The following is a 23,116-nucleotide window of genomic DNA, read 5'->3' on the forward strand; positions in this document are numbered from 1 at the left end:
TTTTTCCTCACTCATGATTGCTTCAAAAGGGCTTTTCGGTCACGGAGTATATACGCAAACAGCTGCTTTTGTTCAAACATGCCGGCAGCGAATTCCGCGCCTTTTGTCCCCATCCGTTTCGCTTCCTCCTGGTTTTCGCAGATACGCTTCATTGCCCTGTGTAATTCTTTGCTGTTCGCCTTCTGAACAACGATCCCAGTCTCATGTTCGACCATTGCATCCGTAGGCCCCGGAATATCCGTAATAACCACGGGTAAGCCCATTGCCTCTGCCTCGATGACTCCCATGCCGAAACCTTCACGGTAACTGGGAAGAAGATAGCAGTCCGCTGCCGAGAGGTATTTCTCGACCTCATCAGTGAACCCGGTAAACACGACCCGGCTGCTGCTCTGCGCTTTCTGATACAATTCCCGGTTTACCGTCTGATCGACCTCATTCCAGCCGACCATCATCAGCCACGCATCATCAAATTGGGAAAATGCTTCGAACAGTTCGTTTACACCTTTGTCTCTGGTAATTCTCCCCACAAATATGAACACAAACGCCTCGGCAGGAATGTGGTATTTCCTTCTGATCTCATCACGGAACGGTTCCCTTTTTGTAATATCAAATTTTTCCAAATTTACTCCCACAGCGCTTCCATTCCAGACCACCGACCCTTGATCGGGGGGATACAGGCCTTCACGGTGAGCGAAATCCAAATTGCTCCTGCTGTCAGGTTCGATCCAGGTGGACAGCCAGCAGACATATTTCTCCTCCTGTTTGAAGATCCACCTTTTGATCCCTCTGAAGCCAACATAAGCCAATCCCCACTGGCAATACAGCCTTACCGGTATCCGCGCTCTTTTGGCCGCCATAGCCGCGTACAGCGACGCATTCGGCGTTGCATACTGAACCAGGTCAAAATGTTCTTCTCTAAAGAATTTTTCCATCTCCAGCATGGCCTTTATGCCTGACAGGTGAATCCCGCGAGCCATTGGAACAGCGTGATAGTGAAGATAGGGAGGCAGCGACTTTCTAAACTCCGGGTCCTCGTCGCAGACAAGCGTAATGTCCCAGTCCGTATGCCCATGGAGATAAACAGCGATCGGGATCACGAATGCCTTCATTGTCATCGAGACAGTGGTAACAAAGCACAGCTTCTTCATGTCCTGATCCACATCACTTTCTCTTTTTCGCGGGAACCCCCATATATGTCCCTGCTTCCGCGATGTTTTGAACGACCACGGCACCGGCGCCGATCATACAGCCGCCGCAGATGCTGATGTTGTTTTTAACAGTGGAACCAGCGCCGATCCAGGTGCTCTTTCCGATCCGTACCATGCCGCAAAGGTGGGCACCAACAGCTACGTGCACATAGTCATCCAGTTTGCAGTCATGGTCTACCGATGAACAAGTGTTGATGATGACTCCGTCCCCAATGGTCGTGCCGGAATTGATGACCGCGCCCGCCATCACAACACAGCCATTGCCAATGGCAACATCTCCGCCGATGACAGCCCGGGGATGAATGAGCGTTACGCTTTTTTTCAGTCTGCCGGTTATCTTCTCCCGAATCTGGGCATCGCCTATCGCCACAAAAAAATCCGCATCCCCGTCCGCCACATCATCCGTTTTACCGATGATCCGATACGGATAGGCAGCAGGTGGGTGATCATCCGCAAACACGATCTCATCCCATACGCCCATTTGTTCCGCAATATCCGCGCACACTTTCCCATGTCCGCTGGCGCCTATCATAATCAATCGTTTCAATACGGTCCCCTCCAATTGCTTGTCATTCCGTCAGGGGTTCCCATAAACTCCTCCATTGTCGCCGATGTCCGGGAACTGATTCCTTCTTGCTTTATGAAAGCTTTGCCAACAGTCTGAAAAACGATCTTAACATCACCCAAAAAAGTCACATGGTTCACATACCATACATCCATCGCGAACTTATCTTCCCATGAAACATCGTTCCGGCCATGCACCTGCGCATACCCTGATAAGCCCGGTCTGACATCGTGCCGGTGCTTTTGTTCACTGTTATATCGCGGCAAATATTGGACCAGCAGAGGCCTTGGCCCAACCACACTCATATCGCCTTTCATAATGTTGAACGCTTCAGGCAATTCATCCAGACTGGTCTTCCGAAGGAACCGGCCATACTTGTTTAACCGCACGTCATCGGGAAGCAGGTTGCCATTTTTGTCCTTCTGATTGCTCATTGACCGGAATTTGATCAATTTGAATAGTTTCCCATCCTTTCCGGGACGTTCCTGGGTGAAGAACGGATTTCCGCCCATGAAGATCACACCCAGTACCATGAGGATCAAATACAGCCAACTGAACACAACAACGGCCGCCAATCCGCACAGAAAATCGATAGGCCGTTTCAAATATTTTTCGTATGGTCCATACGGTTTATGACTCACATGCATCGACCTCTCACGCTTTTATTCTTTCGCGAACCGCAGCAGCAAGCTGAGCGCCCCGGATGCGCCGGAAGCCCTGTCCCCCGGGTAAGGGCCACCTGTACGCAAGGATCGCTGCGCCATAAAGCATCATGGAGTTTGAAGCGTCCAGCCCGATTTTTTACCCGGTCTCTTTTTCAGGTGAAACAGGTATCACGCAAAGCAGCCTTTGATGATCTCAATGATCCGGTCCTGCTGTTCCGGCGTCATCTTGTTATCACTGGGCAGGCACAGCCCCCGGCTAAAAATGTCTGCCCCAACATCCTCGGCGCCGCCTGCAATACAGGCGTTTGTCCTGGCCCTCATATAGCCCTGTGTGCCGACAAATGGATTCATATGGTACATTGGCTGCATGTGCATGGGCTTCCAGACAGGGCGGCCTTCCGCATGATACCTCGCCAGCGTCTCCAAAATCTCCGTGGGACAGCTCTTGCCCGGCTCGCTCACATACAACGCCTCTGTTTCGCTGCGCACCTGACGGCACATGGCCTCCTCATTGATCAGCAGGCAGCTCAGCCAGAAGTTTGGCTCGGAATGTTCCGCGTCATAGGGATTCATCGTCACAGGCAGGTCCTGCAAGCCCTCCTGATACCGCATATAGATGGCCTTTTTCTGGGCGATATGCTCCTCCAAATGCGGGTATTGGCCCCGAACCACACCGGCGATCACGTTGCTCATGCGGTAGTTGTAGCCCAATTCCTCATGCTGGTACCACGGTGCGTTCTCCCGGGCCTGGGTGGACCACTTGCGCGCCTTGTTTGCCGCATGCAAATCATCCGTCAGCAGCATGCCGCCGGAGGAGCCGGTGATGATCTTATTGCCGTTGAAGCTGATGCAGCTATACTTGCCGAAGGTCCCCGTCTGAGCGCCCTTATAGGCAGCGCCCAGAGATTCAGCGGCATCCTCCACCATGACTGCCCCATGCTTATCACAGACGGCTCTCAGCTCATCGACTTTCCCCGGTGTGCCATAGAGGTGCGCAAGGACCACCACCTTTACATCCGGATACAGCTCAAACGCTTTTTCCAGGGCCACGGGGTCCATGTTCCAGGTATCCCGTTCCGTGTCGATGAACACCGGCACGCCGCCCTCATAGACAACGGGGTTGACCGTGGCGTCAAAGGTCATGTCTGAACAGAACACCTTGTCCCCCGGCTTCACACCCGCCAGCTTCACAGCGAGATGCAGGGCCGCCGTGCCTGATGAGAGGGCCACCGCATACTTGCGGCCCACTTTTTCGCAGGTGATCCTCTCGATCTCATTGATATTCGCGCCCACGGTGGACATCCAGTTGGTCTCATAGGCTTCGGTCACATATTTCAATTCCTCTCCATGCATGGTAGGTGAGGAAAGCCAAATCTTCTCTTCAAAAGGTTTCCATTCCATCTTCAGTTCCTTCTCTCATCGCTGTAACCGCCGTTTCTGCTTTAAAAAATACTTGCCGGTCCCTATGGACGCGCCCGGGGCGGACAGCCACAGCCAGCGGCCCAAAACCTGATGTGTGCTGGTTTCTCACCGATCCAGCTCGCAGCGGCAGTATCGCATCATCATCGCCGCCACCTGCGCGCGGGTCGCCAGACCGTGGGGATCCAGACGGCCGTCGGTCTTGCCCTGAATGATGCCGTTCTCCACGGCCCACTTCATGGCATCCCTGGCGTAGTCAGAAACATTGGCCGCGTCAGGGAAGTTCAGCCCGGCGCCCGTGACATCCGGACTGCCGGCATAGCGGTACAGCATGGCCGCCAGCTGCTGGCGGGTGATGACCTGGTCGGGTCTGTAAGTGCCGTCGCCGTAGCCGGTAACGATCCCGTTATCGCTGGCCCAGGAAACGCCGCCGGCATAATAGGCCTTCTCATTCACGTCAGTGAACACATCCTCCGCAGAGGTCTCCGGCTGGCTCTCCAGGCGGTACAGAACAGTTGCCAGCATACTGCGGGTCATGGCACGGTTGGGCGCGAAAGCGGTCTCATTGACGCCCTGGAACAGGTTGCGGGCAGACGCGAAGGAAACGGCGTCATTGGCCCAATGCCCTTCAGGAACATCCTGAAAGGACTTGCTGTTATCCACGATCTTCACATTGGCGGAGCCTTCCATCTCCATCTTCAGGCCGTCTTCCGTCACGACGGACTTGGGCACCAGGGTCTCATTGCCCTGCCCGTCCACAATGACCGCGACCAGACCGGGATCCGGCTTTGCAACAGGCAGATTCACCTTGACGGAACCGCTGCCGACGGGCAGATTCACCGCGACCGTGGGGCGTTGTCCTGCTCCTTGGCCGCGGAGACTGCCACAGGAATCTGCACCGGCTGATGATTTTCATCAGACTCCGTCACATCCTTCCAGGACACATGCGCCTCCGCTCTGGTGACTGTGCCGTTCTTGGGATCGGTGGTGGTGACCTTGCTGGCGGTGGTGCCGTTGGCATTGGAGGCGTTCACCGTCTCCCTGGGCGTCACAGTGCCGTCCTTCCTGATCTCGGTGACGGTCCTGCCCTCGCTCTTCACGCCGTCGGAAGCGACCGTCTTGCTGGTGACCGTCTCCGTCACGGTGCCGGTGGACGGATTGCGGGTCACGGTGGTGCTGGTGCTCGTGGTGCTCTCCACAGTCGTACCATCGGTCCTGGTTGTGACGGATGTGGCCGCGGACCGGCTGGAGCTGGCGCTGACGGTCTGCGTAATATTCTCCGCGTCCGGCCCGCTGATGCTGACCTCCAGATAATAGGTCGTCGCCGCCAGGGCGGTCCGCGGAAGAAGCATACACAGCATCAGCAGCATTGCAAGGGCTTTTGTGAGCTTTGGTTTCATCTTCAAACCAACCCGTTCTCCTCCAGCTTTGCCATGTACCACGCTTTTTTCAGGCTTTTTTCGTTGGCATAGGTATCGACCACGGTATCCACCAGGGTCATATCGCCCTGATTTTCCCGAATGAGCTTTTCCATGGCCGCAACAAGGGCATCCATTTTCCCGTCGCATTCCTTCTCCAGCTCCGCCGCCTGATCCATGTACCGGCCCGCCATCTTCATCAGGCCGGGCTTTGTCCGTTTTTCCGCCGGCAGGTCGGTATACTCTGCTTTTGCCGCGTCATACAGGTTCTCCAGCGCCATCGTGTACTCTTCCCGAAGGACATAGACCTTGGCGATCATGGCGGACAGCTCCTTCTGGTACGGGGACTCCGTAGGTTTCTGCGCCGGCGCTGCGGCATCCCCTGTTTCGGCGGGTATCTCAGCCGCTTGATCCCCGGATGACGGCGCGGTCTGTCCGCCGGCGTCCTGCAGCCGCTCCGCCAGTTCCTCCCGGCTCATCGCGCCGTCCCGCAGGGCTTGGCGTTCTTCCTCCGTGACCTCCCGCACCACGATCTCCGGCGCGGCTTCCACCGCGTCACGGATCACCTGCCGGTTCTCCACCAGCTTTTCCTCCAGCTCCCCGGAGGTATACTGGACCGCGTCCGTGACCGCTCTGACGTTCTCCCTCTGCCATCCGTACAGCCCCGCCAGCAATGCAGCCAGCAGCACCAGCACGGCGCAGATGACTTTCCTCCATCGCTTCAAACCAGTTCCTCCACGTTGCGGGAATACGCCTCGGAATCCGCTTGTTCCTCCCCGGCCTCCGGCGGCGCCACGAGGCTGTTGACCTCCTCCGGGTCACGGTAGGTCGGTATCATCTCCCGCAGCAGGGCGATCAGGTCCCGCGGTCTCCTGTTTTCCGCGATGGCCGCATCCAGCCGCGCCAGGTCGTCCATCATGGTCTCTTGGGAGATCGCATGCTGCTGCTCAATAAAAATCTTCTCGTTGCTGGTCCTGGAGAGGTTCTCGCTCCGCATCAGCAGCTCCTCATAGAGCTTCTCGCCGGGCCGCAGGCCCACCTCCTGAATATCGATGTCCTTGTAGGGTTCCAGCCCGGACAGGCGGATCAGGTTTTCCGCCAATGTCAGAATTTTGACCGGCTCGCCCATGTCCAGCACGAAGATCTGGCTATGCTTTGCCATGGCGCCGGCCTCCATGACCAGCTGGGCGGCCTCGGGAATCGTCATAAAATAGCGGATGATGCGCTTGTCCGTAATGGTGACGGGGCCGCCTTCTTCGATCTGCCGCTTGAACAGCGGCACCACGGAGCCGTTGGAGCCCAGCACATTGCCGAACCGCACCGCGCAGAATTCCGTGGGGCTGTCCGCCTTGCTCTGCAAAATCATCTCGCAGAAGCGCTTGGTGGCGCCCATGCAGTTCGTGGGGTTCACCGCCTTGTCCGTGGAGATCATCACGAACTTCCTGACGCCGAACTTCTCCGACGCCCGTATCACATGATACGTGCCGAAAATATTGTTCTTGACCGCCTCCTCCGGGCACTCCTCCATCAGCGGCACATGCTTGTGGGCGGCGGCATGGAACACGATGTCCGGCCGGTGGAACTGAAAAAGCCGGTCAATTTTTTCCCCATCCCGGATGGAGGCGATCTCCACCCTCAGGTCCAGCCGGCTGCCCCAGGTGCGGCGCAGCTCCTGCTGGATGTCATAGGCGTTGTTTTCATAAATATCCAGTATGATCAGGCGCTTCGGGCGGTATTTGGCGATCTGGCGGCAGAGTTCACTGCCGATGGAGCCGCCGCCGCCTGTGACCAGCACCGTTTTGTTTTCCAGAAAGTTCCGCAGCACCTCCGTATCCAGCTTGACCGGGTCCCGGCCCAGCAGGTCCTCCACCTGCACGTCCTTTACCGCCGCCAGGCTAACCTCGCCGTTCACCAGCTGGTAGATCCCCGGCAGGCTCCGCACCCGGCAGCCGGTTTGCTGGCAGATGTTCAGGATCTCCTTTTTCTGCTTTCCAGGCGCGGCAGGGATCGCCAGGATGATCTGGGTGATGCGCTCCTTTGCGGCCATTTCCAGAATGTTATCCCGGCCGCCGACAACGGGCGCGTTCTCAATGAACTTTCCCTGCTTGGCCGGATCGTCGTCGATGACGCAGCAGACCGTGCCGTTCAGCTGGCTGGCAGTGGCGATCTCCCGCAGGAGCATCCGCCCCGCCTCGCCGGCGCCGATCAGCATGATGCGTTCGCCGTTCGCCTGTCTGTTCTGCGCGGAATACTCCATTGCCCGGAAGAAGCGAATGGAACACCGTATCCCGATCAGCAGGAACATCTGACACAGCAGTTCAATGAACAGGACGCTCCGGGGCTGGCGGTAACCCAGAAGCCACGCCGGAACGTGGAACGCCGCATAAGCCAGGCATACCGACGATGCCATTTCCAGCACATCCCGGGCGCTGACATACCGCCACAGATAGCGGTACATTCTCCGCAGCCGGAAGACGGCCAGCGTCACCGCGATCTGAATGGGCAGCGTCCGCACCCACGGGTCCAAATATGCGTGGGGGATGCTGCCAAAGGAAAAATCAAACCGAACCAAAAGCGCCAGGCCGCCGGAAGCCATCACGATCACGGCGTCCGCGAGCATGATCAGCAGCGTCCGTGCCGCCTGATTGTCCTTAACTGCCTTCATCTGATACTCCTAAAATACGCACGCAATCACAGAGGTCTTGCTTACTTTTTCCGGACAGGCCGCTTTTCACAGGTTTGGCGGCTGTTCCGCCAGCTCGTCCGTTCTCCGGGACATGTCCCGCAGGAATACCTCCCCCAGTTTCCGCCCCAGCACCGCCGCGCCAGGCCCCAGATCAGGCGGACGGTGAACCGTGTCGTGGCAGTCCGAGGCGATCAGCTGCGCCTTTTGCTCCCGCAGGAGCTTCAGCGCCTTCCCCCGGCGCAGCGGGCGGAGCAGAGGCCCCGCGCTGACTTGGACCGGCACCCCCAGGGACACCAGCTCCGCGATGTGCTCCGGCTTCTGGTACCTGAGATACCGTTCCGCGTGGGCGATCACAGGCGTGATGCCCGTCCTGCCCATCAGTTCATAGAGCTGCCGGAACATCTGGCCGTTCCAGGGCGTGAACGGCAATTCCAGCAGCAGGTTCCGGCTGCGGCCCATGCACAGCCCGGGCAGCTCCGGCATGTCCGGCAAATTGGGGACCCAGGCCACCTCCGCCCCCAGGATCAGCCGGGGCATGGCCCGCGCTTCCGCCTCCGGCAGCGCCGCCAGCGCGTCCCGCAGTCTCTCCGCCGAGGCGCGGCGCCGGGCCAAAAACTGCTCCGGCCGTTCCCGGTCCCGGTAAAAGTGGGGCGTCAGCACCACGGCGTCCACGCCCTGGTCCCGCTCCATGCGGAGCATTTCCAGGCTCGTCTCCACGGACACGGCGCCGTCATCCATCCCCGGCAGGATATGGGTGTGGAGGTCCGTCATGGCTCCGCCCGCTCCTGTCCGCTCTGGCGGCCGTATCCGTCCGCACAGCCGTGCCTGTACCGATAGCTGTAATAGTCGTATTTCCGGTACTTTTTATAACGGTACCTGCCGTAACCGGACTGTTCCGGGTCAACGCCGTTGAGCACAAAGCCCAGCAGCTTTGCCCGCGTGTACTCCAGCTGGCCCACCGCATGGATGACCGCTCCCCGCTCCGACTGGTTGGCCCGGACCACAAACAGCACGCCGTCCGTCTGGGGCGCCAGGACCACCGCGTCCGTCACTATGTTGATAGGCGGCGTGTCCAGGATGATGCAGTCGTACTTCTCCCGCAGCCGGTCCAGCAGCTTCTTCATCCGGTCCGACCCCAGCAGCTCCGAGGGATTGGGCGGGATGTCTCCGGGCAGGAGGACGTCGATGGTGTTGTAGCGCTTTAAAATAGACTTCTCCAGCAGGCTTGGGTCTAAAAGCAGGTTCGTCAGTCCCGCCAGAGAGCTGAGGTCCAGCAGGCGGCCCAGCTTGGGACGGCGCAGGTCGCAGTCGATCAGCAGCACCTTCTTGTCCGCCTCCGCGAAGGACAGGGCCAGGTTGATGGCGGTAACGCTCTTTCCCTCCCCCTGAAGGGCGGACGTTACCACGACGACCCGGCTTGTCCCCTCGCCGGCCAGGGAGAAGGTCACATTGGTCCGAAGGGTCTTATACGCCTCACGGATAAAGAAATCGCTGTGGGCGGACAGGATACACCGGCGTTCTTCCTGGATACGAAGGGCGCTGTCCTTTCTGGAGTCCTGTTTTCCGGCCCCGCGCAGCAGCTCCAGCAGTTCCATCAGCGCTTCCCTCCTTTCGCCATGGTAGCAGGCTCCGTCTTATAGCCGTATTTCTCATGGTGATTTCCATTGTCCAAGGTCTCAACGTCAGGGATCTGACCCAGAATGGGGACATCGAACAGTGCCATCAGGTCCTCGTCGTCCTTGATGCGCACATCCAGAAGGAACATCACCGTCAGGTAAGCCGCGGCCAGAACGCAGCCGATCAGCCCTCCCATCACGGTGTTTTTGCTGTAACTGGGCGTATAGCGGCTCTCCGGCACCTTGGCATAGTCAATGATGCGGGCAGAGCTGCCCTCCACCAGGTCAGAGATCTCCCGGGGCGCCACCTCCGCCATGACATTCGCCACCCGGGCGGCCTCCTCCGGATCGGGGCTGGTGATGTAGAGCTTAAAGATCTCCGTGTCATTTACCTGGGAAGCCGTAAGCATCTCCCGCAGCTCCTTCACCGAATAGACGCCGTCCAGTCTATCTGACACCAGCTCCAGCACCCGGTCGCTCTGAGCAATATTGATGTAAGTATTCACCAGTTTTTGGGAGGCATCTAGGTTGCTGGAGGTCACATAGTCCACTGTCTGGTTGTTGCGGGCGTTATTGACATACACCGAAACGCTAGATTGATACATTTGAGTGATAAAATTCACGGTAACTATAAGCGCAATGCAGGCACCCGCCAGTCCGCACGCCAAAATCAGCCACCACTTGTGGAGATACGCCATCAGCAGCTTCATCAGATCGATCTCCATTACGTCTTTTTCAGCCATTTTCTCTCTCATAATTTCCCTCTGAACCGGCGGCTTTTGCGCCGTTTTTTGTATGCTTTACGATCTTTCCTGCAGCCCTTGCCCCGGCATATCGCTTCTTGGGCGGCGGTGTGAGACCTCTCTTGGAGGCCCGGAGCTCATATTCGGTCATCAAAGCATAGATGAAGACATGTTAATTTTACCATGCAAATCGCGAAATTACAATATTCGACATTTTTCGACATCCGTGATACTTGAAAAGAGCAGCATGGTCTTGGGGCGCTTATCAGCCATCTGCCTCTTCCCTTTTTTGCCGTATCGTGCTATGATCAGCCCATTCCACGAATTCCCGGAGGCATCCATGAAAACCATTCGAAAGTATTTGCTCTGGATCCCGGCACTCCTCTGGTATCGGCTGATCTGGAACTTTTCCGCCCAGCCCGCCAGCATCTCAGGCGACCTGTCAGACCGTCTGCTGTGGCGGCTGCTGGCGCTTCTCTCTCCAGCCTTTTCCGCCGGGGACTTCTCCGTCCGGAATGCCGCGGTAGAGCTGCTGTCCTTCTTTGAGCGGAAAGCCGCCCACATGTTCTTATACTTTACCCTGATCCTGCTTCTGTGGCTGGCTCTCGTCCCCCTGCTGCGCTCCAAAGGCCGCCAAGTCCTTGTGTCCGCTGTGCTATGCACGGCTCTGGCAGCGCTGGACGAGTATCACCAGACCATGGTGCCCGGCCGCAGCGGTCAAGTGCGGGATGTGCTCATCGACCTGTCCGGCGCCGCTCTTGCCCTGCTGCTGGTGACCTTGATCCAGTGGTCCATCCGCCGCCGGAAAGAGGGTCCGCGCGGACTTTCCGTCCGGCTCCCGGTTCTGGCCGGGACGCTGCTGTCGGCGGGCATCGCACTTTTCCCGGCCTCGTTCAGCAGTCTGCCCGCCTTTTCCCGGGCGGCTCAGCGGTTTATACCGGCATTTTCCGGCCTGGCGCCGGTACTGCGGGAAGTCTGCCTGCTGGCCGCCTGCGGGCTGCTGGGCTGCTGTTCCGCCCTGTCAGCGATTTTGCGGATCCGCCGCCTCTCCCTGGCCGCCGGAGGATCTTTTCTCGCGGCAATTCTGCTTTCCGCCGTGGTCTCCGCTCCGCTGGGCAGAGCGATGGCCGTTCCCGCCGTATCCTTGGCGCTGCTGGGCTGCGGGCTCTTTTGGACCTTCTGGCTGCCGGGCTTTATTTCAAGCAGGCGGAAGGCAAGGGCTGATCGGCAGAACCGGGCATAAAAACATCAGCACGTCCTTTGCTCAGTAATGAGCGAGGGACGTGCTGTTTCATCGGCAGCCTCCCGGCCTTCCGTGGAGCCGCCGCCTTTTCATGTTTTTTATGACGTACGAATGGCCATCGGGAAGGCCGCGGAAATACGCAAAAAAATCCCGTAACCATTGCGGTTACGGGATTTCGTTCTGGTGGACGATACAGGACTCGAATTTCAAAAATGCCGTGTTAAGTAGTCCCTTCTAGTACCAAAGTCCTTTATTTGCAATGGTTTGCGGATTTTCCATGTTTTATCTTGTACCATGTAGTACCGGGTAGTATTAGGTACTTAAGGGAGAAAATAAGGGAGAAAACGAAAAGGATCGAGTAAAACTTTTATGTGTTAAGCAGAACGTACCACGCAATCTGAACATTTATATTCAAGCAAATATGATCCCTGCTGTCAAAAAGGAAAAAACCTAATGGCAGCAGGGAATTTTTGTATTTTGCTGGGGCAGCCATATGAAAAGCTGGTTTTGCCACGAGATATAAGGCGGGAGAGGTCAATGTTCGCAACGTGGGTACGGTTCTTTTTTATCGGTAATCCCAAGTAGGTAGTCAATGCTGGTATGGTAGTAATCGGCAAGAGCAATGAGTACATCGGTAGGAATATCACGCTTGCCCATTTCGTAGTTGGAGTAACAGACCTGTGTACACTTCAAATAGTCAGCAATGTCTTTTTGAGGTTTGTCTGCATCTTCACGTAAATCCCGTAGTCGCTTATACATTGTGTGCTCCTTCTTTAACAGGCTACACACAAAATTATATGTAAAACGTTTTGTTATATTGCTCTGCAAAACAAAATGGGTCTCAACTTTTATCACGAATTTACCTGCCGGAAATTATACAGTCGCGGTTCTTTGTGATGCTCCAAACGCCAAATATACTAACGCTAACTATTATTTATACTATCTTGAGTCACCACTAGATTCGGCGTCTTCATTCAAAGATTTCGGTGATATTGATACAAAATATCAGAGCGATGTTGAGTATGTGGCTGAAAAAGGAAACCCAACGGATGCCTGTAAGCCTCCACGTGTGGTAAAAAAAGAAATTCAGCCGCTAGACGAAGTCCAAGTAGCAGAATTTCTGAAAACTATTCAAGGACACCCCCACGAATATCTGTACAAGATCACGCTATTCACTGGGATGCGTGAAGGAGAAGTACTTGGCCTTACCTGGGACTGTCTGGACTTGGACCGTGGAACACTTCTTATCAAGCAGCAACTTCGCCGGGAACAGCAAAAGGGCGGCAAGTACTATTTCTCACCGCCCAAAAACAATAAAAGCCGGGTTCTCTCCCTGGCCCCGTCTGTTGTTCAGTTGTTTCGCTTGCAGAAGCTAAAGCAGAATGGGATGCGCCTAGAAGCCGGGAACAGCTGGGAGGAAAACAACCTGATTTTCTCCAACCAGACCGGAGGCTTTCTTTCCTACCGCACTGTCTATGATTGCTTTAAGCGAATTGTAGACAAGATCGGCTCTCCCTCTACCCGATTTCACGATTTACGCCATACCTACGCTGTTCTGGCAATCAAAAGCGGAGATGACATCAAGACTGTTCAAGAGAATTTGGGCCATGCTACCGCCGCTTTCACACTCGATGTCTATGGACATGTGACTGCTCAAATGCGAAGGGACAGTGCTGACCGTATGGAACAAGTCATCAAGAGTGTTTCGGCTGGATAATTGAAATAAGGGAGAAAATAAGGGAGAAAAGTCAAACAGGCAGCAAAAAACCTCCCAAAGCCTTGCGGCTCTAGGAGGTTATCTGGTGGACGATACAGGACTCGAACCTGTGACCCCCTGCACGTCAAGCAGGTGCTCTAGCCAGCTGAGCTAATCGTCCGAAGCGGAACGAATATAGGATACACGACCGGGCTTGTTTTGTCAACACCTTTCTTGCATTTTTTATTTTTTTTTGCTATACTGCCGCCAAAGGACAGGAGGGATGCGAAATGGAACAGACCGCACTGGTCACCGGCGCCTCCCGGGGCATCGGCAGGGCTGTGGCCCTGGAGCTTGCCCGGAGGGGCTGGAACGTCTGCGTGAATTACCTGGAACGGCGGGACGACGCCCTGGCCGTGGCGGCGCTCATCGAGGCGGAAGGCCGTCACGCCCTGGCCATCCAGGCGGATGTGGCGGACCGAGGGGCCGTGGAAGCCATGGTCCGGGACGCCCGGGCGGGGCTGGGGCCCATCTCCCTGCTGGTGAACAACGCCGGCATCTCTCCCCACGGCCTGTTTCAGGATACCGACGACGCCACCTGGGACCGGACGCTGGCGGTGAACCTCACCGGCGCCAAAAACACCATCCAGGCGGTGCTGCCCCACATGCTCTCCGAAAAGCGGGGCTGCATCGTGAACATCTCCTCCATCTGGGGCCTGCGGGGGGCGAGCTGCGAGGTGGCCTACGCCTGCTCCAAGGCCGCCGTCATCGGCCTGACCCGCTCCCTGGCACTGGAGCTGGCCCCCTCCGGCATCCGGGTCAACTGCGTGGCCCCGGGCTGCATCGACACGGACATGGTGCGGGTGCTGGGGCAGGAGACCCGGGAGATGCTGGTGGAGGAGACGCCCCTGGGCCGGCTGGGAACGCCGGAGGACATTGCCCACGCCGTGGCCTTCTTCGCGGAGGAGGAGTCCTCCTTCCTCACCGGGCAGGTGCTGACCGCCGACGGCGGATTCATCGTATAAACCGCAAAAGACCCGCTGCGAGCTGCAGCGGGTCTTTTTTCATTCTTTGCCCGGCAGGGGCAGCGTGTGCAGGATCACCCGGCCGAAGCACACCAGCGTCCGGCCGCCGCCGGGCAGCAGCACCTGGTCGGCGTCCGCCCGGGCCCGGTTCAGGGAAAACAGGTACACCACGCCCGCCGGGTCCTTGTAATACTGCTTGCAGAATATGTCCCCGTCCACGCAGAAGATGCCCACATCCCCCGCCTGCAGCGGGTCCCGGTTCACATAGGCCACCGAGCCGTCCCCGATGAAGGGGGCCATGGAGTCGCCCTGGATGCGCACGGCAAACTCCGCCGCCGGGGGCACGTCGTCCTCCACGGGAATATAGTCGAAGTCCTCGCCGAACACCGGGGCGGCATAGCCCGCCGCGGCAGGGCTCCGGTACAGGGGGATCATACGGGGCTCCTGGTCCGCCTTTCCCGCCTCCAGGTCGTCCCGGTAGGCGCACAGCGCGTCCACCACGGAGCCCACCGTCTCCTTCCCCATGGGAGACAGGCCCCGGTACTGCTCCAAAAGCTGCCGCTCCCGGCGGCTCAGGGCCGCTCCGCCCGCCCGGAAGCTGTCCTGAAACAGCGTGTTGGGGTCGGTCTCCAGGCTGTCGAACAGCCGGAGCAAAACCTCCTCCCGGGGAAAGCTGATGCCGGCCTCGTAATTGCCCACGGTGGACTGGGAGACTCCCAGCTGTTTCGCCAGCGCCGCCTGGGAAAGTCCCAGACCCTCCCGGCACTCCTGGATGCGTTTTCCCAGGCTCATACGAAGACTCCTCTCAGTCGTTTTTTCCATCATACCTTATACATCTGGTCATGTCAAATTATTTTAACAAGAATCTTGTTAAACCCCTTGACATAATAGAACATATGTGCTAGCATTTCCGTTGTAAACAAGATTCTTGTTAAAAATAAATAGTCAATCAAGTTTATTGTTATTCCGCGTGTAAAAAACCGCCACACCTAATGGTGTAGCGGTTTTGGGATGCCGGCCGCCAATACGCAGCACATTCAGGACTTTCAGCCCCTGTGATCAGTCTTTCAGGCCCAATGCCTTCATATCCGAATCGGACAGGGAGCCCTTTTCGATGTATCGCGCCAGGGCCTCATTATACTTCTTCATTGCTGCCTGATAGCTGTCAAACTGGAAGGAGGCATTGCCGCCGGCGTTGGTGACATTGGCAAAATTATTGGCAATGGAATAGTACGCATTTGCCGTTCCCCCATTGTACTGAACGACCTTTGCCATATACACATCGTACTTTTCATTGCGGTAGCCGATCACGGGAATATAGGTGCCGGCCGTAACCGCGCTGGCCTCGACAGAGGACCAGTAGATCGCGGGAGTAGTCAGCATATCCTTTGATGAGGGATCCTTGGCATAAATTTGCCATGTGACCGCGCCGTACTCCGCCAAATCAAAGTCTTTCTCCGCCGCATACTCCAAAAACTTCTTGGTTCCCCCACCCTGCGCAGCGGATTCGTTTGAATTGATGACATTGTACTTGTATGTGCTGCCGTCCTTCTCCAAAATTTCGGTCAGTATCTCTTGGGTCAGGAACCGTTCTGCCTCCGATTTGCTGATGTAGGCGCTCCGGCTCAGGGGGAGGGGCTTCTTCTGGCCGCCGCCCCAGTCGATATAGATCTGGCCGTCCCGAAAATAGACCGTGCAGATGCCATTTGCCTTGGGAGCCTTCAGCCAATGCTCATCGTCCGCATAGGCGATACCGCCCACCACCAGATCGTCCGTTTTTGTGGTCCAGCCGTCCTTCGCCTGGGTCAAAGCAACCGTTGCAAGATAGTAACCAATACTCTCATTATATAGGGGAGAGGCGGTATCCTCTGTTATGGCTGCTGTCATCACTTCCGCATAAGCGCTTCTTGCATTCGCCAGATCAACCATTTCTCTGCTTTTTTCGAGCTGACCTGAAAAAACAGGGACCGCGATTGCCGTGAGCACTGAAATGATCGCCACGACTATAAGGAGTTCCGCAAGAGTAAAGCCTTTTTTCTCCATTGTAGCCCCCCTTTTTCCAAAAAATGCAAATAGTTTAACATTTTATTATTTTAACACGAACAGAAGGTTTTGTCTATTCAAAATAGGTGCGGGAGGTTTTCCCCCATTTTCATGGCTCACCCCGCGCACCTGTATAACCGGCGGACCGTATTGGTGGGCGAGTCCAGCCAAAAAAATTACCGACCACCCTGACGGATGATCGGCAATTGGTGGGGGAAGGTGGATTCGAACCACCGAAGTCAGTGACAACAGATTTACAGTCTGCCCCATTTGACCGCTCTGGAATTCCCCCATATTCAATTGGAGCTGGTGGACGGATTCGAACCCCCGACCTGCTGATTACAAATCAGCTGCTCTACCAGCTGAGCTACACCAGCAAGCATCAGTTCCAACAGCAGGATTTATATTACCAGAAGGGACTTGGTTTGTCAACAATTTTTTTATTCTTTTTTTGAGGAGGCATCATTTTTGCTGCACACTGAAAAACGCCGGAGACGGCAAACCCTGCGCTGCACCCTGTGCGGCCGGGAGATCACCGTGGGTGAGGAATACTGGGCCTGCAACGGCAGCCGCGTCTGCTCCGCCTGCCTGCCGGAGTTCGCCCGGCAGGAGCTGTCCCCCTGCCATGAGATACGGGGAAAGGAGGCGGCGCTGTGACACTTTTGGAAATGTCCGTCCAATACGCCGAAAACGCGGAGCGGCTCCGCGCCCGCATCCGGGAGCTGCGGGCCGAGGAGCGGCAGCAAACGGACCCGGAGGCCGCCCGCAGGCTGCGCCAGCGCATCGACGTTCTGACGCCCATCCTGCGGGAGTGCCGGGAGCTGGCGGTCCTGACCGCACGATATTATGACAGGAGTTATCACAAACATGAACGCTACACCCTTTGACACCAGAAGCAGCGAATGGGCCGGCGACATGACCGTCTGGCTCCGGGAAAACGCCAACGACAACCAGGAGCAGATCGAGCGGCTCCTGCGGAACCTCCGCAAAGCCCGGATACAGGAGCTGACGCCCCGCCAGCAGGAGATCCTCTCCCTGCGCTACGAACAGGACATGCGGGTGACGGAGATCGCCCGGACGCTGGGCCTGAACCGCTCCACCGTCTCCCGGACCCTGAAGCGGGCCCAGGACCGGCTGCGCCGCTGTCTCCAGTACGCACTATAAACTTCCCTCTTGTGGTTTTCCGCCGCAGGCCGTATAATCGGCAGTAGCAGGGCATCCTAAATCACAGACGGGAGGTACCTCTATGCTTTATAATACTCTGCACAACCGCTGGCTGCGGATCGTCGCCGCCGTGGTGGGCGAGCTGATCGCCGCCGCCGCGCTGAACCTGTTCATCGTCCCGCTGAACCTTTACACCGGCGGCATCATGGGCGTGTGCCAGCTCATCCGTACCTTTCTGCAGACGCTGCTGGGTGTGACCTTCGGCGCTTACGACATCGCCGGTATCCTGTACTTCCTGGTAAACGTCCCCATCCTGCTGTTCGCCTACAAATCCCTGGGCCTGGGCCTGGTGGCAAAGACCATCATCTGCACCGTGTCCTACTCCCTGTTTTACAGCATCATCCCCATCCCATCCGCCCCCATTGTGGATGATTACCTGACCGCCTGCCTGCTGGGCGGCATCCTCACCGGCATCGGCAGCGGCATCGTGCTGACCTGCGGGTGCAGCAGCGGCGGCCTGGACGTCATCGGCCTGTGCCTGAGCAAGCGGGGCAGCAGCTTCACCGTGGGCAAGTTCTCCCTGACCTTCAACGTGTTTTTGTACACCGCCTGCCTGATTCTGTTCAGCCCGGAGGTGGCCATCTACTCCGTCATCTACAACTTCTTCGCCTCTATGGTGCTGGACCGGATGCACCAGCAGAACGTCAACGTTATGGCGCTGATCTTCACCCATGCCGACGAGCACATTCTGGGCCAGTTCATCATCGACAAGCTGAACCGGGGCGTCACCTACTGGAACGGCACCGGCGCCTACACCGGGCAGGGCGTGCACGTGCTCTGCGTCAGCCTTTCCAAGTATGAGATCGAGGAGCTGCTCCACGCCGTCCGCTCCATCGACCCCCAGGCGTTTCTGACGGTGCAGGAGGGCGTCCATGTCTACGGCAATTTCCGCAAGAAGCTGGAGTGACAGTATGCATACCGAACATCACATCGCGGTGCTGGCCGGCACGCCGGTGGACACCCAAATGGGCGTGGACTGTCTTGCCAGGGCGGGCCTCGCGGGGCTGGCCTTTCCCATGGCCTCCGACCCCCGGCGGCAGACCGCCTTTCAAATCTCCTCCCAGGGGGAGAAAACGGCGGCGGTGCGGGCCGTGCTGGAGACAGCGAAAGGCCAGGGCTGCCGGAAGGCCTTTATTTACTGCAACTCCCTGTCCGGCTCCGTGGACTTCACCCCCCTGGCGGCGGAGACGGGCATGGACATCGTGACGCCGCTGGACATCTACCGGGAGCTGGCGCCCAGGTACCGCCGCCTGGGGCTCATCGCCGCCAACGCCCAGGGGCTGGCGGGCATCGAACGGACGCTGTTTGCCGCCAATCCGGAGCTGGACCTGCTGGGAGCCTGTATGCTGCCGGCGGTGCTGTCCATCGAGGCGGGGGAGCCGCCGGAGGAGCTGGTGGAGCGCCACCGCCTGCCGGAGCTGGCGGAGTGGTTCCGTCTCAGCGGCATGGAGGCCCTGGTGCTGGGCTGTACACACTTCCCTTATTTTAAAGAGGCGCTGGCAAAGCGGACAAGCCTGCCGCTCATCGACCCGGCGGAGGAAATGATACATAGGATCATGGAATGAAGGAGCGCCCTCCCGTGCTGAACGACACGGGAGGGCGTATTGATCTTGCTCACCATGCAAAAAGACCTCATCCATTCGGATGAGGTCTTTTCTGGAGCGGGCAACGAGGCTCGAACTCGCTTCCCGGCATCCCACAAATGGCCTGCGTCCATTTGCGGGAACCCTACCTCACCTCAGATTCAAAACGCGCTTCGCGCGTACAGGTGGAGGCCGCGAGTTCGAGCCGAAAACTCTATGCAAAAAGACCTCATCCATTCGGATGAGGTCTTTTCTGGAGCGGGCAACGAGGCTCGAACTCGCTACCTCCACCTTGGCAAGGTGGCGCTCTACCAGATGAGCTATGCCCGCGAGAACAAGGTGTATTCTAGCAGATGATTTACACCTTGTCAAGCATCTTTTTTAATTTTCTTCTTTTTCTTCGCCGTCCGCGGCTTCCTCCGGGGGAAGGTCGGTCTCTTCTTCCGGTTCCTCACTCATATTCCGTTCCAGGAAGGCCGCGAGCTCCTCCTCCGACGGCTCCAGCAGGAATTCCACCAGCCCCACGGGGCCCTCCGCCGGGTAGTAGTTCACCACCCAGGGCGTCTCCTCCGTCAATCCGTGCTCCTCCCGCACCTGGGCCACGGCGCTCTCAATGCCGCTCTGTCCGTCCTGGCCCCAGTAGCCGATGCGCACCGCCAGCTCCGTCCTGCCGTCCTCCAGCGCCGACTCAAGCAGGCTGGAGACAGCCTCCGGCCGGGTGGCGTTCACCACCGCCTGGATCTGCTCCGCCGTCCGGCGGTAGCCGATCTGGACGGCGATCTCGTAATAGCCCCGCTGGGACTGGCTGGAGGACGTGATATACGCCACCGCATAGGCGCCCAGCGGTGTCTCCTCCTGGATCTCCACCGTGGCCCGCTCCAGGGTATCCGCCACGGACACGTCATCCCCGAAGTTATACAGGCGAATGGCCGCGTTCTCCGTGTGCTGGCCGATGAGCAGCAGGAGGTCGTTCACGATGTCCTGATAGTTCTCCGCCCGCAAAGTGCCGGCGGCCTCGCTCTCCCAGAACTTGCTGCTGTGAGGCTCCGTGGTGCTGTACTCCCGCGCCAGAAGCGGCGTGCAGCCCGTCAGGAGCAGCGCCGCCAGCAGCAGCGCGGCCCAGCGCCCCCTCACAGGCCCAGGTCCTCGTCCACCAGGACGATCTCCACTTCCCCGCCGACGCTGGGCCCCCACAGCACCACCAGGCTCCGGCAGATGCGCTCCGGGCTCCTGCAGTCATAGCAGCGGTCGCCCTTCACGGCGCAGGGGGTCTTTTTCCCCATCCGCTGGGCGTTCTTCGGGGCGGCGATGTTCCGCGCCCGCCACAGCGCCTCGTCGTAGGTGGGGGCCAGCTTGTTCTTGCCGATGATAAAGTAAACCTTCCTGTGGCCGTACAGCGTGGCGGCCACCCGGTTGCCCGCGCCGTCGATGTTGATGACCTCGCCGGTCTCCGCTAAGCCGTTGGCGGAGGTGATATACACAGCGGCATGGGCGGCTTTCACCCGGGCCTCCTCGCCGTCGGTCCAGTGCCAGTGGACCTCGTTATGGGCAGCCAGCTTCTCATGGAGGCCCATCTCCCGCACCGTCATGGAGCCGCCGATGCCCACGGACACGCCGTCGATGCTCCTGTCCAGATAGGCGGCGGCTTCGGCGGCGGTGGAGAAGGTGCTGACGGCAAAGCCCCGGGCCTCCAGGTTCTTTTTCACGTTTTCAAATGCCATGATGTGTTCCTCCTTGTCAGTCCAGCAGGCCCAGCTGCTGTTCCTCGGAATCCTCCTGCCGCAGCAGCGCGCCGGCGGCGGGGACCGCCCGGACCCGGTAGCGGCTCTGATTGGAAATGGACGTCTCCTCCAGAGGCTTCACCGTGTCCAGATGATACTTGGGTTTCAGGTTCATCACCGCCACGCCCTGGGTGGTGCGGGTGGTCTTGGGGGCAAGCAGGGCGGTGTGGAAGATCAGGCAGCGGGGTTCGGTGGAGTACACCGCCAGCTCCCGGTCCTGGTCGATGCGCAGAATGGCCGCCAGGGGCGACTTGTCGGAATAGGCGCCGGTGAGCTTGCGCCGGTTGGAGGTGGTCTGGTAGGCCGTCAGGTCCACCCGGGCCGCCTTGCCGTTTTCAAAGAAGAACAGCATGGCGCCGGAGTAGTCTCCCGGCAGCACGGCGTAAACCGGCGTTTCTCCGGCGTCCATCCCCAGCTTGGCGGGCAGATAGTCGCCCAGGACGCTGGCCTTGGTGTCGTCGAACTCGGAAAGGCGGGTCTTGTACACCTGGCACTTGTCCGTGAAGAACATGATCTCGGCGGCGGAGGTGGTCTCGAAGCTCTGGCGCAGGCCGTCGCCCTCCTTGTACTTCTGCTCGCCGCCCATGCGCAGAGACAGGGGCGTGATCTTCTTGAAATACCCTTCACGGGACAGGAACACGTTGACGGGATACTCCTCCGCGGCCTCCTCCTCTTCGTAGGTTTCGATCTCATGGCCGTAGACGATGGAGGTGCGGCGGGGCTCCCCGTACTTCTTCGCCACCTGCTCCAGCTCCTCCACGATGATCTTCTTCACCCGCTTGGGGCTGTTCAGCGTGTCCTCCAGGTCCTCGATCTCGTCCTGGAGGGCGGCGGTCTCGTTGACCCGCTTGAGGATATACTCCTTGTTGATGTTGCGCAGCTTGATCTCCGCCACGAACTCCGCCTGGATCTGGTCGATGCCGAAGCCGATCATCAGGTTGGGGATGACCTCGGCCTCCTCCTCCGTCTCCCGGATGATCTTGATGGCCTTGTCGATGTCCAGCAGGATGCGCTTGAGGCCCTTCAAAAGGTGCAGCTTGTCCTGCTTCTTTTTCAGGACGAAGTAGATGCGGCGGCGCACGGACTCCGTCCGCCAGGCGGTCCACTCCTCCAGGATCTGCCGGACGCCCAGCACCTGGGGGCTGCCGGCGATCAGCACGTTGAAGTTGCAGGCGAAGGAGTCCTCCAGGGTGGTAGCCTTGAAGAGCTTTGCCATCAGCTTGTCCGGGTCCACGCCCCGCTTGAGGTCGATGGCCAGCTTCAAACCGGAGAGGTCCGTCTCGTCCCGCATGTCGGCGATCTCTTTCGCCTTGCCCGCCTTGATGAGCTCCGCCACCTTGTCCAGAATGGCCTCCACGGTGGTAGAGTAGGGAATTTCGTAAATTTCAATGAGGTTTTCGGATTTCACATAGCGGTACTTTGCCCGCACCCGGACGCTGCCCCGGCCGGTATCGTAAATGTCCCGCAGGGCGGCGGGGTCGCAGATCAGCTCGCCGCCGGTGGGGAAATCCGGGGCCAGCAGGGTCTCGGTCAGGTCGCAGTCCGGGTTTTTCAGGTAGGCAATGGTGGTGTCGCAGACCTCTTTCAGGTTGAAGCCGCAGAACTGGGACGCCATGCCCACTGCGATGCCGCTGTTGGCGGACACCAGGATGTTTGGGAAGGTGGTGGGCAGCAGGGCCGGCTCCTTCATGGTGTTGTCGTAGTTGTCCACGAAGTCCACGGTGTCGCTGTCGATGTCCCGGAACAGCTCGGCGCAGATGGCCGTCAGCTTGGCCTCCGTGTACCGGGGGGCGGCGCAGGACATATCCCGGGAGTAGCTCTTGCCGAAGTTGCCCTTGGAGTCCACAAAGGGCGTCAGCAATGCGCCGTAGCCCCGGGACAGGCGCACCATGGTGTCGTAGATGGCGGCGTCGCCGTGGGGGTTCAGGCGCATGGTCTGGCCCACGATATTAGCGGACTTCGTCCGGGCCCCCGTCAGCAGGCCCATCTTGTACATGGTGTACAGGAGCTTGCGGTGGGAGGGCTTGAAGCCGTCGATCTCCGGGATGGCCCGGGAGACGATGACGCTCATGGCGTAGGGCATGTAGTTGGTCTCCAGGGTGTCGGTGATGGGCTGCTCCACCACCGCCGCGTGGAGGCCCATCACGTTGGGCGATACGCCGGGTTTCTTGGAGGGGGTCTTGTCGTTCTTCTTCATGTCA

The 23,116-nt window shown here is 58.4% G+C and carries 25 protein-coding genes and 4 tRNA genes; 8 read left to right on the plus strand and 21 right to left on the minus strand.

Annotation, left to right across the window (positions count from 1 at the left end):
• Nucleotides 1–11: 11 nt before the first annotated feature.
• From JQM68_RS02815 to JQM68_RS02865, 11 genes are all read right to left on the minus strand, one after another.
• Complete coding sequence (locus JQM68_RS02815; protein WP_235221396.1) at nt 12–1,160, minus strand: glycosyltransferase; 1,149 nt, start codon at nt 1,158–1,160, stop codon at nt 12–14.
• A gap of 1 nt (nt 1,161) precedes the next feature.
• On the minus strand, nt 1,162–1,755 hold the full coding sequence (locus JQM68_RS02820) for an acetyltransferase (protein ID WP_235221397.1): 594 nt from the start codon (nt 1,753–1,755) through the stop codon (nt 1,162–1,164).
• Nucleotides 1,752–2,414 carry a sugar transferase gene (locus JQM68_RS02825; protein WP_412758447.1) on the minus strand — a complete coding sequence of 221 codons (663 nt, stop codon included), beginning with the start codon at nt 2,412–2,414 and terminating at the stop codon, nt 1,752–1,754. The genes JQM68_RS02820 and JQM68_RS02825 overlap by 4 nt, the downstream gene beginning before the upstream one ends.
• Before the next feature lie 192 nt (nt 2,415–2,606).
• Nucleotides 2,607–3,839, minus strand: coding sequence for a DegT/DnrJ/EryC1/StrS family aminotransferase (locus tag JQM68_RS02830; RefSeq protein ID WP_235221398.1), 1,233 nt, complete (start codon nt 3,837–3,839; stop codon nt 2,607–2,609).
• A gap of 126 nt (nt 3,840–3,965) precedes the next feature.
• Nucleotides 3,966–4,697: an S-layer homology domain-containing protein gene (locus JQM68_RS02835; protein ID WP_235221399.1), complete on the minus strand. Its 732-nt coding sequence runs from the start codon at nt 4,695–4,697 to the stop codon at nt 3,966–3,968.
• On the minus strand, nt 4,694–5,263 hold the full coding sequence (locus JQM68_RS02840) for a hypothetical protein (protein ID WP_235221400.1): 570 nt from the start codon (nt 5,261–5,263) through the stop codon (nt 4,694–4,696). The genes JQM68_RS02835 and JQM68_RS02840 overlap by 4 nt, the downstream gene beginning before the upstream one ends.
• Complete coding sequence (locus JQM68_RS02845) at nt 5,260–6,000, minus strand: hypothetical protein (protein WP_235221401.1); 741 nt, start codon at nt 5,998–6,000, stop codon at nt 5,260–5,262. The genes JQM68_RS02840 and JQM68_RS02845 overlap by 4 nt, the downstream gene beginning before the upstream one ends.
• Nucleotides 5,997–7,940: a polysaccharide biosynthesis protein gene (locus tag JQM68_RS02850; RefSeq protein ID WP_235221402.1), complete on the minus strand. Its 1,944-nt coding sequence runs from the start codon at nt 7,938–7,940 to the stop codon at nt 5,997–5,999. Before JQM68_RS02850 ends, JQM68_RS02845 begins: the two co-directional genes overlap by 4 nt.
• A gap of 66 nt (nt 7,941–8,006) precedes the next feature.
• The gene (locus tag JQM68_RS02855) at nt 8,007–8,732 is read right to left on the minus strand and encodes a CpsB/CapC family capsule biosynthesis tyrosine phosphatase (RefSeq protein WP_235221403.1); all 726 of its coding nucleotides are present in this window, start codon (nt 8,730–8,732) and stop codon (nt 8,007–8,009) included.
• Nucleotides 8,729–9,556 carry a CpsD/CapB family tyrosine-protein kinase gene (locus JQM68_RS02860; RefSeq protein WP_235221404.1) on the minus strand — a complete coding sequence of 276 codons (828 nt, stop codon included), beginning with the start codon at nt 9,554–9,556 and terminating at the stop codon, nt 8,729–8,731. Before JQM68_RS02860 ends, JQM68_RS02855 begins: the two co-directional genes overlap by 4 nt.
• Nucleotides 9,556–10,320 (minus strand): YveK family protein, encoded by a 765-nt coding sequence (locus JQM68_RS02865; protein ID WP_235221405.1) that lies wholly within the window; start codon nt 10,318–10,320, stop codon nt 9,556–9,558. Before JQM68_RS02865 ends, JQM68_RS02860 begins: the two co-directional genes overlap by 1 nt.
• Before the next feature lie 340 nt (nt 10,321–10,660).
• Between JQM68_RS02865 and JQM68_RS02870 the strand changes: the two genes are divergently transcribed.
• Entirely contained in the window at nt 10,661–11,563 is a 903-nt protein-coding gene (locus tag JQM68_RS02870; RefSeq protein WP_235221406.1) for a VanZ family protein, read from the plus strand.
• A 534-nt stretch (nt 11,564–12,097) separates the two neighbouring features.
• Here JQM68_RS02870 and JQM68_RS02875 read toward each other — a convergent pair.
• Complete coding sequence (locus JQM68_RS02875) at nt 12,098–12,322, minus strand: helix-turn-helix domain-containing protein (protein WP_235221407.1); 225 nt, start codon at nt 12,320–12,322, stop codon at nt 12,098–12,100.
• A 58-nt stretch (nt 12,323–12,380) separates the two neighbouring features.
• Between JQM68_RS02875 and JQM68_RS02880 the strand changes: the two genes are divergently transcribed.
• Nucleotides 12,381–13,280 (plus strand): site-specific integrase, encoded by a 900-nt coding sequence (locus tag JQM68_RS02880; protein ID WP_235221408.1) that lies wholly within the window; start codon nt 12,381–12,383, stop codon nt 13,278–13,280.
• A gap of 83 nt (nt 13,281–13,363) precedes the next feature.
• Here the strand turns inward: JQM68_RS02880 and JQM68_RS02885 are convergent.
• Nucleotides 13,364–13,440: transfer RNA gene (locus tag JQM68_RS02885), tRNA-Val, on the minus strand.
• Between the two features lie 109 nt (nt 13,441–13,549).
• Between JQM68_RS02885 and ymfI the strand changes: the two genes are divergently transcribed.
• Nucleotides 13,550–14,284, plus strand: a complete 735-nt coding sequence (gene ymfI, locus JQM68_RS02890) for an elongation factor P 5-aminopentanone reductase (RefSeq protein WP_235221409.1) — start codon at nt 13,550–13,552, stop codon at nt 14,282–14,284.
• Between the two features lie 39 nt (nt 14,285–14,323).
• Here ymfI and JQM68_RS02895 read toward each other — a convergent pair whose 3' ends face one another.
• The 4 genes from JQM68_RS02895 to JQM68_RS02910 all read right to left on the minus strand — a co-directional run bounded on the left by JQM68_RS02895 (nt 14,324) and on the right by JQM68_RS02910 (nt 16,704).
• Nucleotides 14,324–15,076 carry an XRE family transcriptional regulator gene (locus tag JQM68_RS02895; protein WP_235221410.1) on the minus strand — a complete coding sequence of 251 codons (753 nt, stop codon included), beginning with the start codon at nt 15,074–15,076 and terminating at the stop codon, nt 14,324–14,326.
• 267 nt (nt 15,077–15,343) lie between these two features.
• Nucleotides 15,344–16,327 (minus strand): type IV pilin protein, encoded by a 984-nt coding sequence (locus tag JQM68_RS02900; RefSeq protein WP_235221411.1) that lies wholly within the window; start codon nt 16,325–16,327, stop codon nt 15,344–15,346.
• A 207-nt stretch (nt 16,328–16,534) separates the two neighbouring features.
• Nucleotides 16,535–16,619: transfer RNA gene (locus tag JQM68_RS02905), tRNA-Tyr, on the minus strand.
• A 9-nt stretch (nt 16,620–16,628) separates the two neighbouring features.
• Nucleotides 16,629–16,704 (minus strand) — tRNA-Thr (locus JQM68_RS02910).
• A 91-nt stretch (nt 16,705–16,795) separates the two neighbouring features.
• Here JQM68_RS02910 and JQM68_RS02915 point away from each other — a divergent pair.
• From JQM68_RS02915 to JQM68_RS02935, 5 genes are all read left to right on the plus strand, one after another.
• Nucleotides 16,796–16,984, plus strand: coding sequence for a hypothetical protein (locus tag JQM68_RS02915; protein WP_235221412.1), 189 nt, complete (start codon nt 16,796–16,798; stop codon nt 16,982–16,984).
• Nucleotides 16,981–17,214 (plus strand): hypothetical protein, encoded by a 234-nt coding sequence (locus JQM68_RS02920; protein WP_235221413.1) that lies wholly within the window; start codon nt 16,981–16,983, stop codon nt 17,212–17,214. Before JQM68_RS02915 ends, JQM68_RS02920 begins: the two co-directional genes overlap by 4 nt.
• A complete protein-coding gene (locus JQM68_RS02925; RefSeq protein WP_235221414.1) occupies nt 17,195–17,491 on the plus strand; it encodes a sigma-70 family RNA polymerase sigma factor in 297 nt (98 codons plus the stop codon). The genes JQM68_RS02920 and JQM68_RS02925 overlap by 20 nt, the downstream gene beginning before the upstream one ends.
• Before the next feature lie 82 nt (nt 17,492–17,573).
• A complete protein-coding gene (locus JQM68_RS02930; RefSeq protein ID WP_235221415.1) occupies nt 17,574–18,458 on the plus strand; it encodes a YitT family protein in 885 nt (294 codons plus the stop codon).
• Nucleotides 18,424–19,116 carry an aspartate/glutamate racemase family protein gene (locus JQM68_RS02935; RefSeq protein ID WP_235221416.1) on the plus strand — a complete coding sequence of 231 codons (693 nt, stop codon included), beginning with the start codon at nt 18,424–18,426 and terminating at the stop codon, nt 19,114–19,116. Before JQM68_RS02930 ends, JQM68_RS02935 begins: the two co-directional genes overlap by 35 nt.
• A 272-nt stretch (nt 19,117–19,388) precedes the next feature.
• Here the strand turns inward: JQM68_RS02935 and JQM68_RS02940 are convergent.
• The 4 genes from JQM68_RS02940 to JQM68_RS02955 form a co-directional block, all read right to left on the minus strand.
• Nucleotides 19,389–19,464: transfer RNA gene (locus JQM68_RS02940), tRNA-Gly, on the minus strand.
• Between the two features lie 51 nt (nt 19,465–19,515).
• Entirely contained in the window at nt 19,516–20,268 is a 753-nt protein-coding gene (locus JQM68_RS02945; RefSeq protein ID WP_235221417.1) for a hypothetical protein, read from the minus strand.
• Nucleotides 20,265–20,855 carry a lactate utilization protein gene (locus tag JQM68_RS02950; RefSeq protein WP_235221418.1) on the minus strand — a complete coding sequence of 197 codons (591 nt, stop codon included), beginning with the start codon at nt 20,853–20,855 and terminating at the stop codon, nt 20,265–20,267. The genes JQM68_RS02945 and JQM68_RS02950 overlap by 4 nt, the downstream gene beginning before the upstream one ends.
• A gap of 16 nt (nt 20,856–20,871) precedes the next feature.
• Nucleotides 20,872–23,112 (minus strand): DNA gyrase subunit A, encoded by a 2,241-nt coding sequence (locus JQM68_RS02955; RefSeq protein WP_235221419.1) that lies wholly within the window; start codon nt 23,110–23,112, stop codon nt 20,872–20,874.
• Nucleotides 23,113–23,116 lie beyond the last annotated feature (4 nt).

The sequence above is a fragment of the Oscillibacter valericigenes genome (assembly GCF_021531435.1).
GTDB classification, from domain to species: domain Bacteria; phylum Bacillota; class Clostridia; order Oscillospirales; family Oscillospiraceae; genus Oscillibacter; species Oscillibacter valericigenes_B.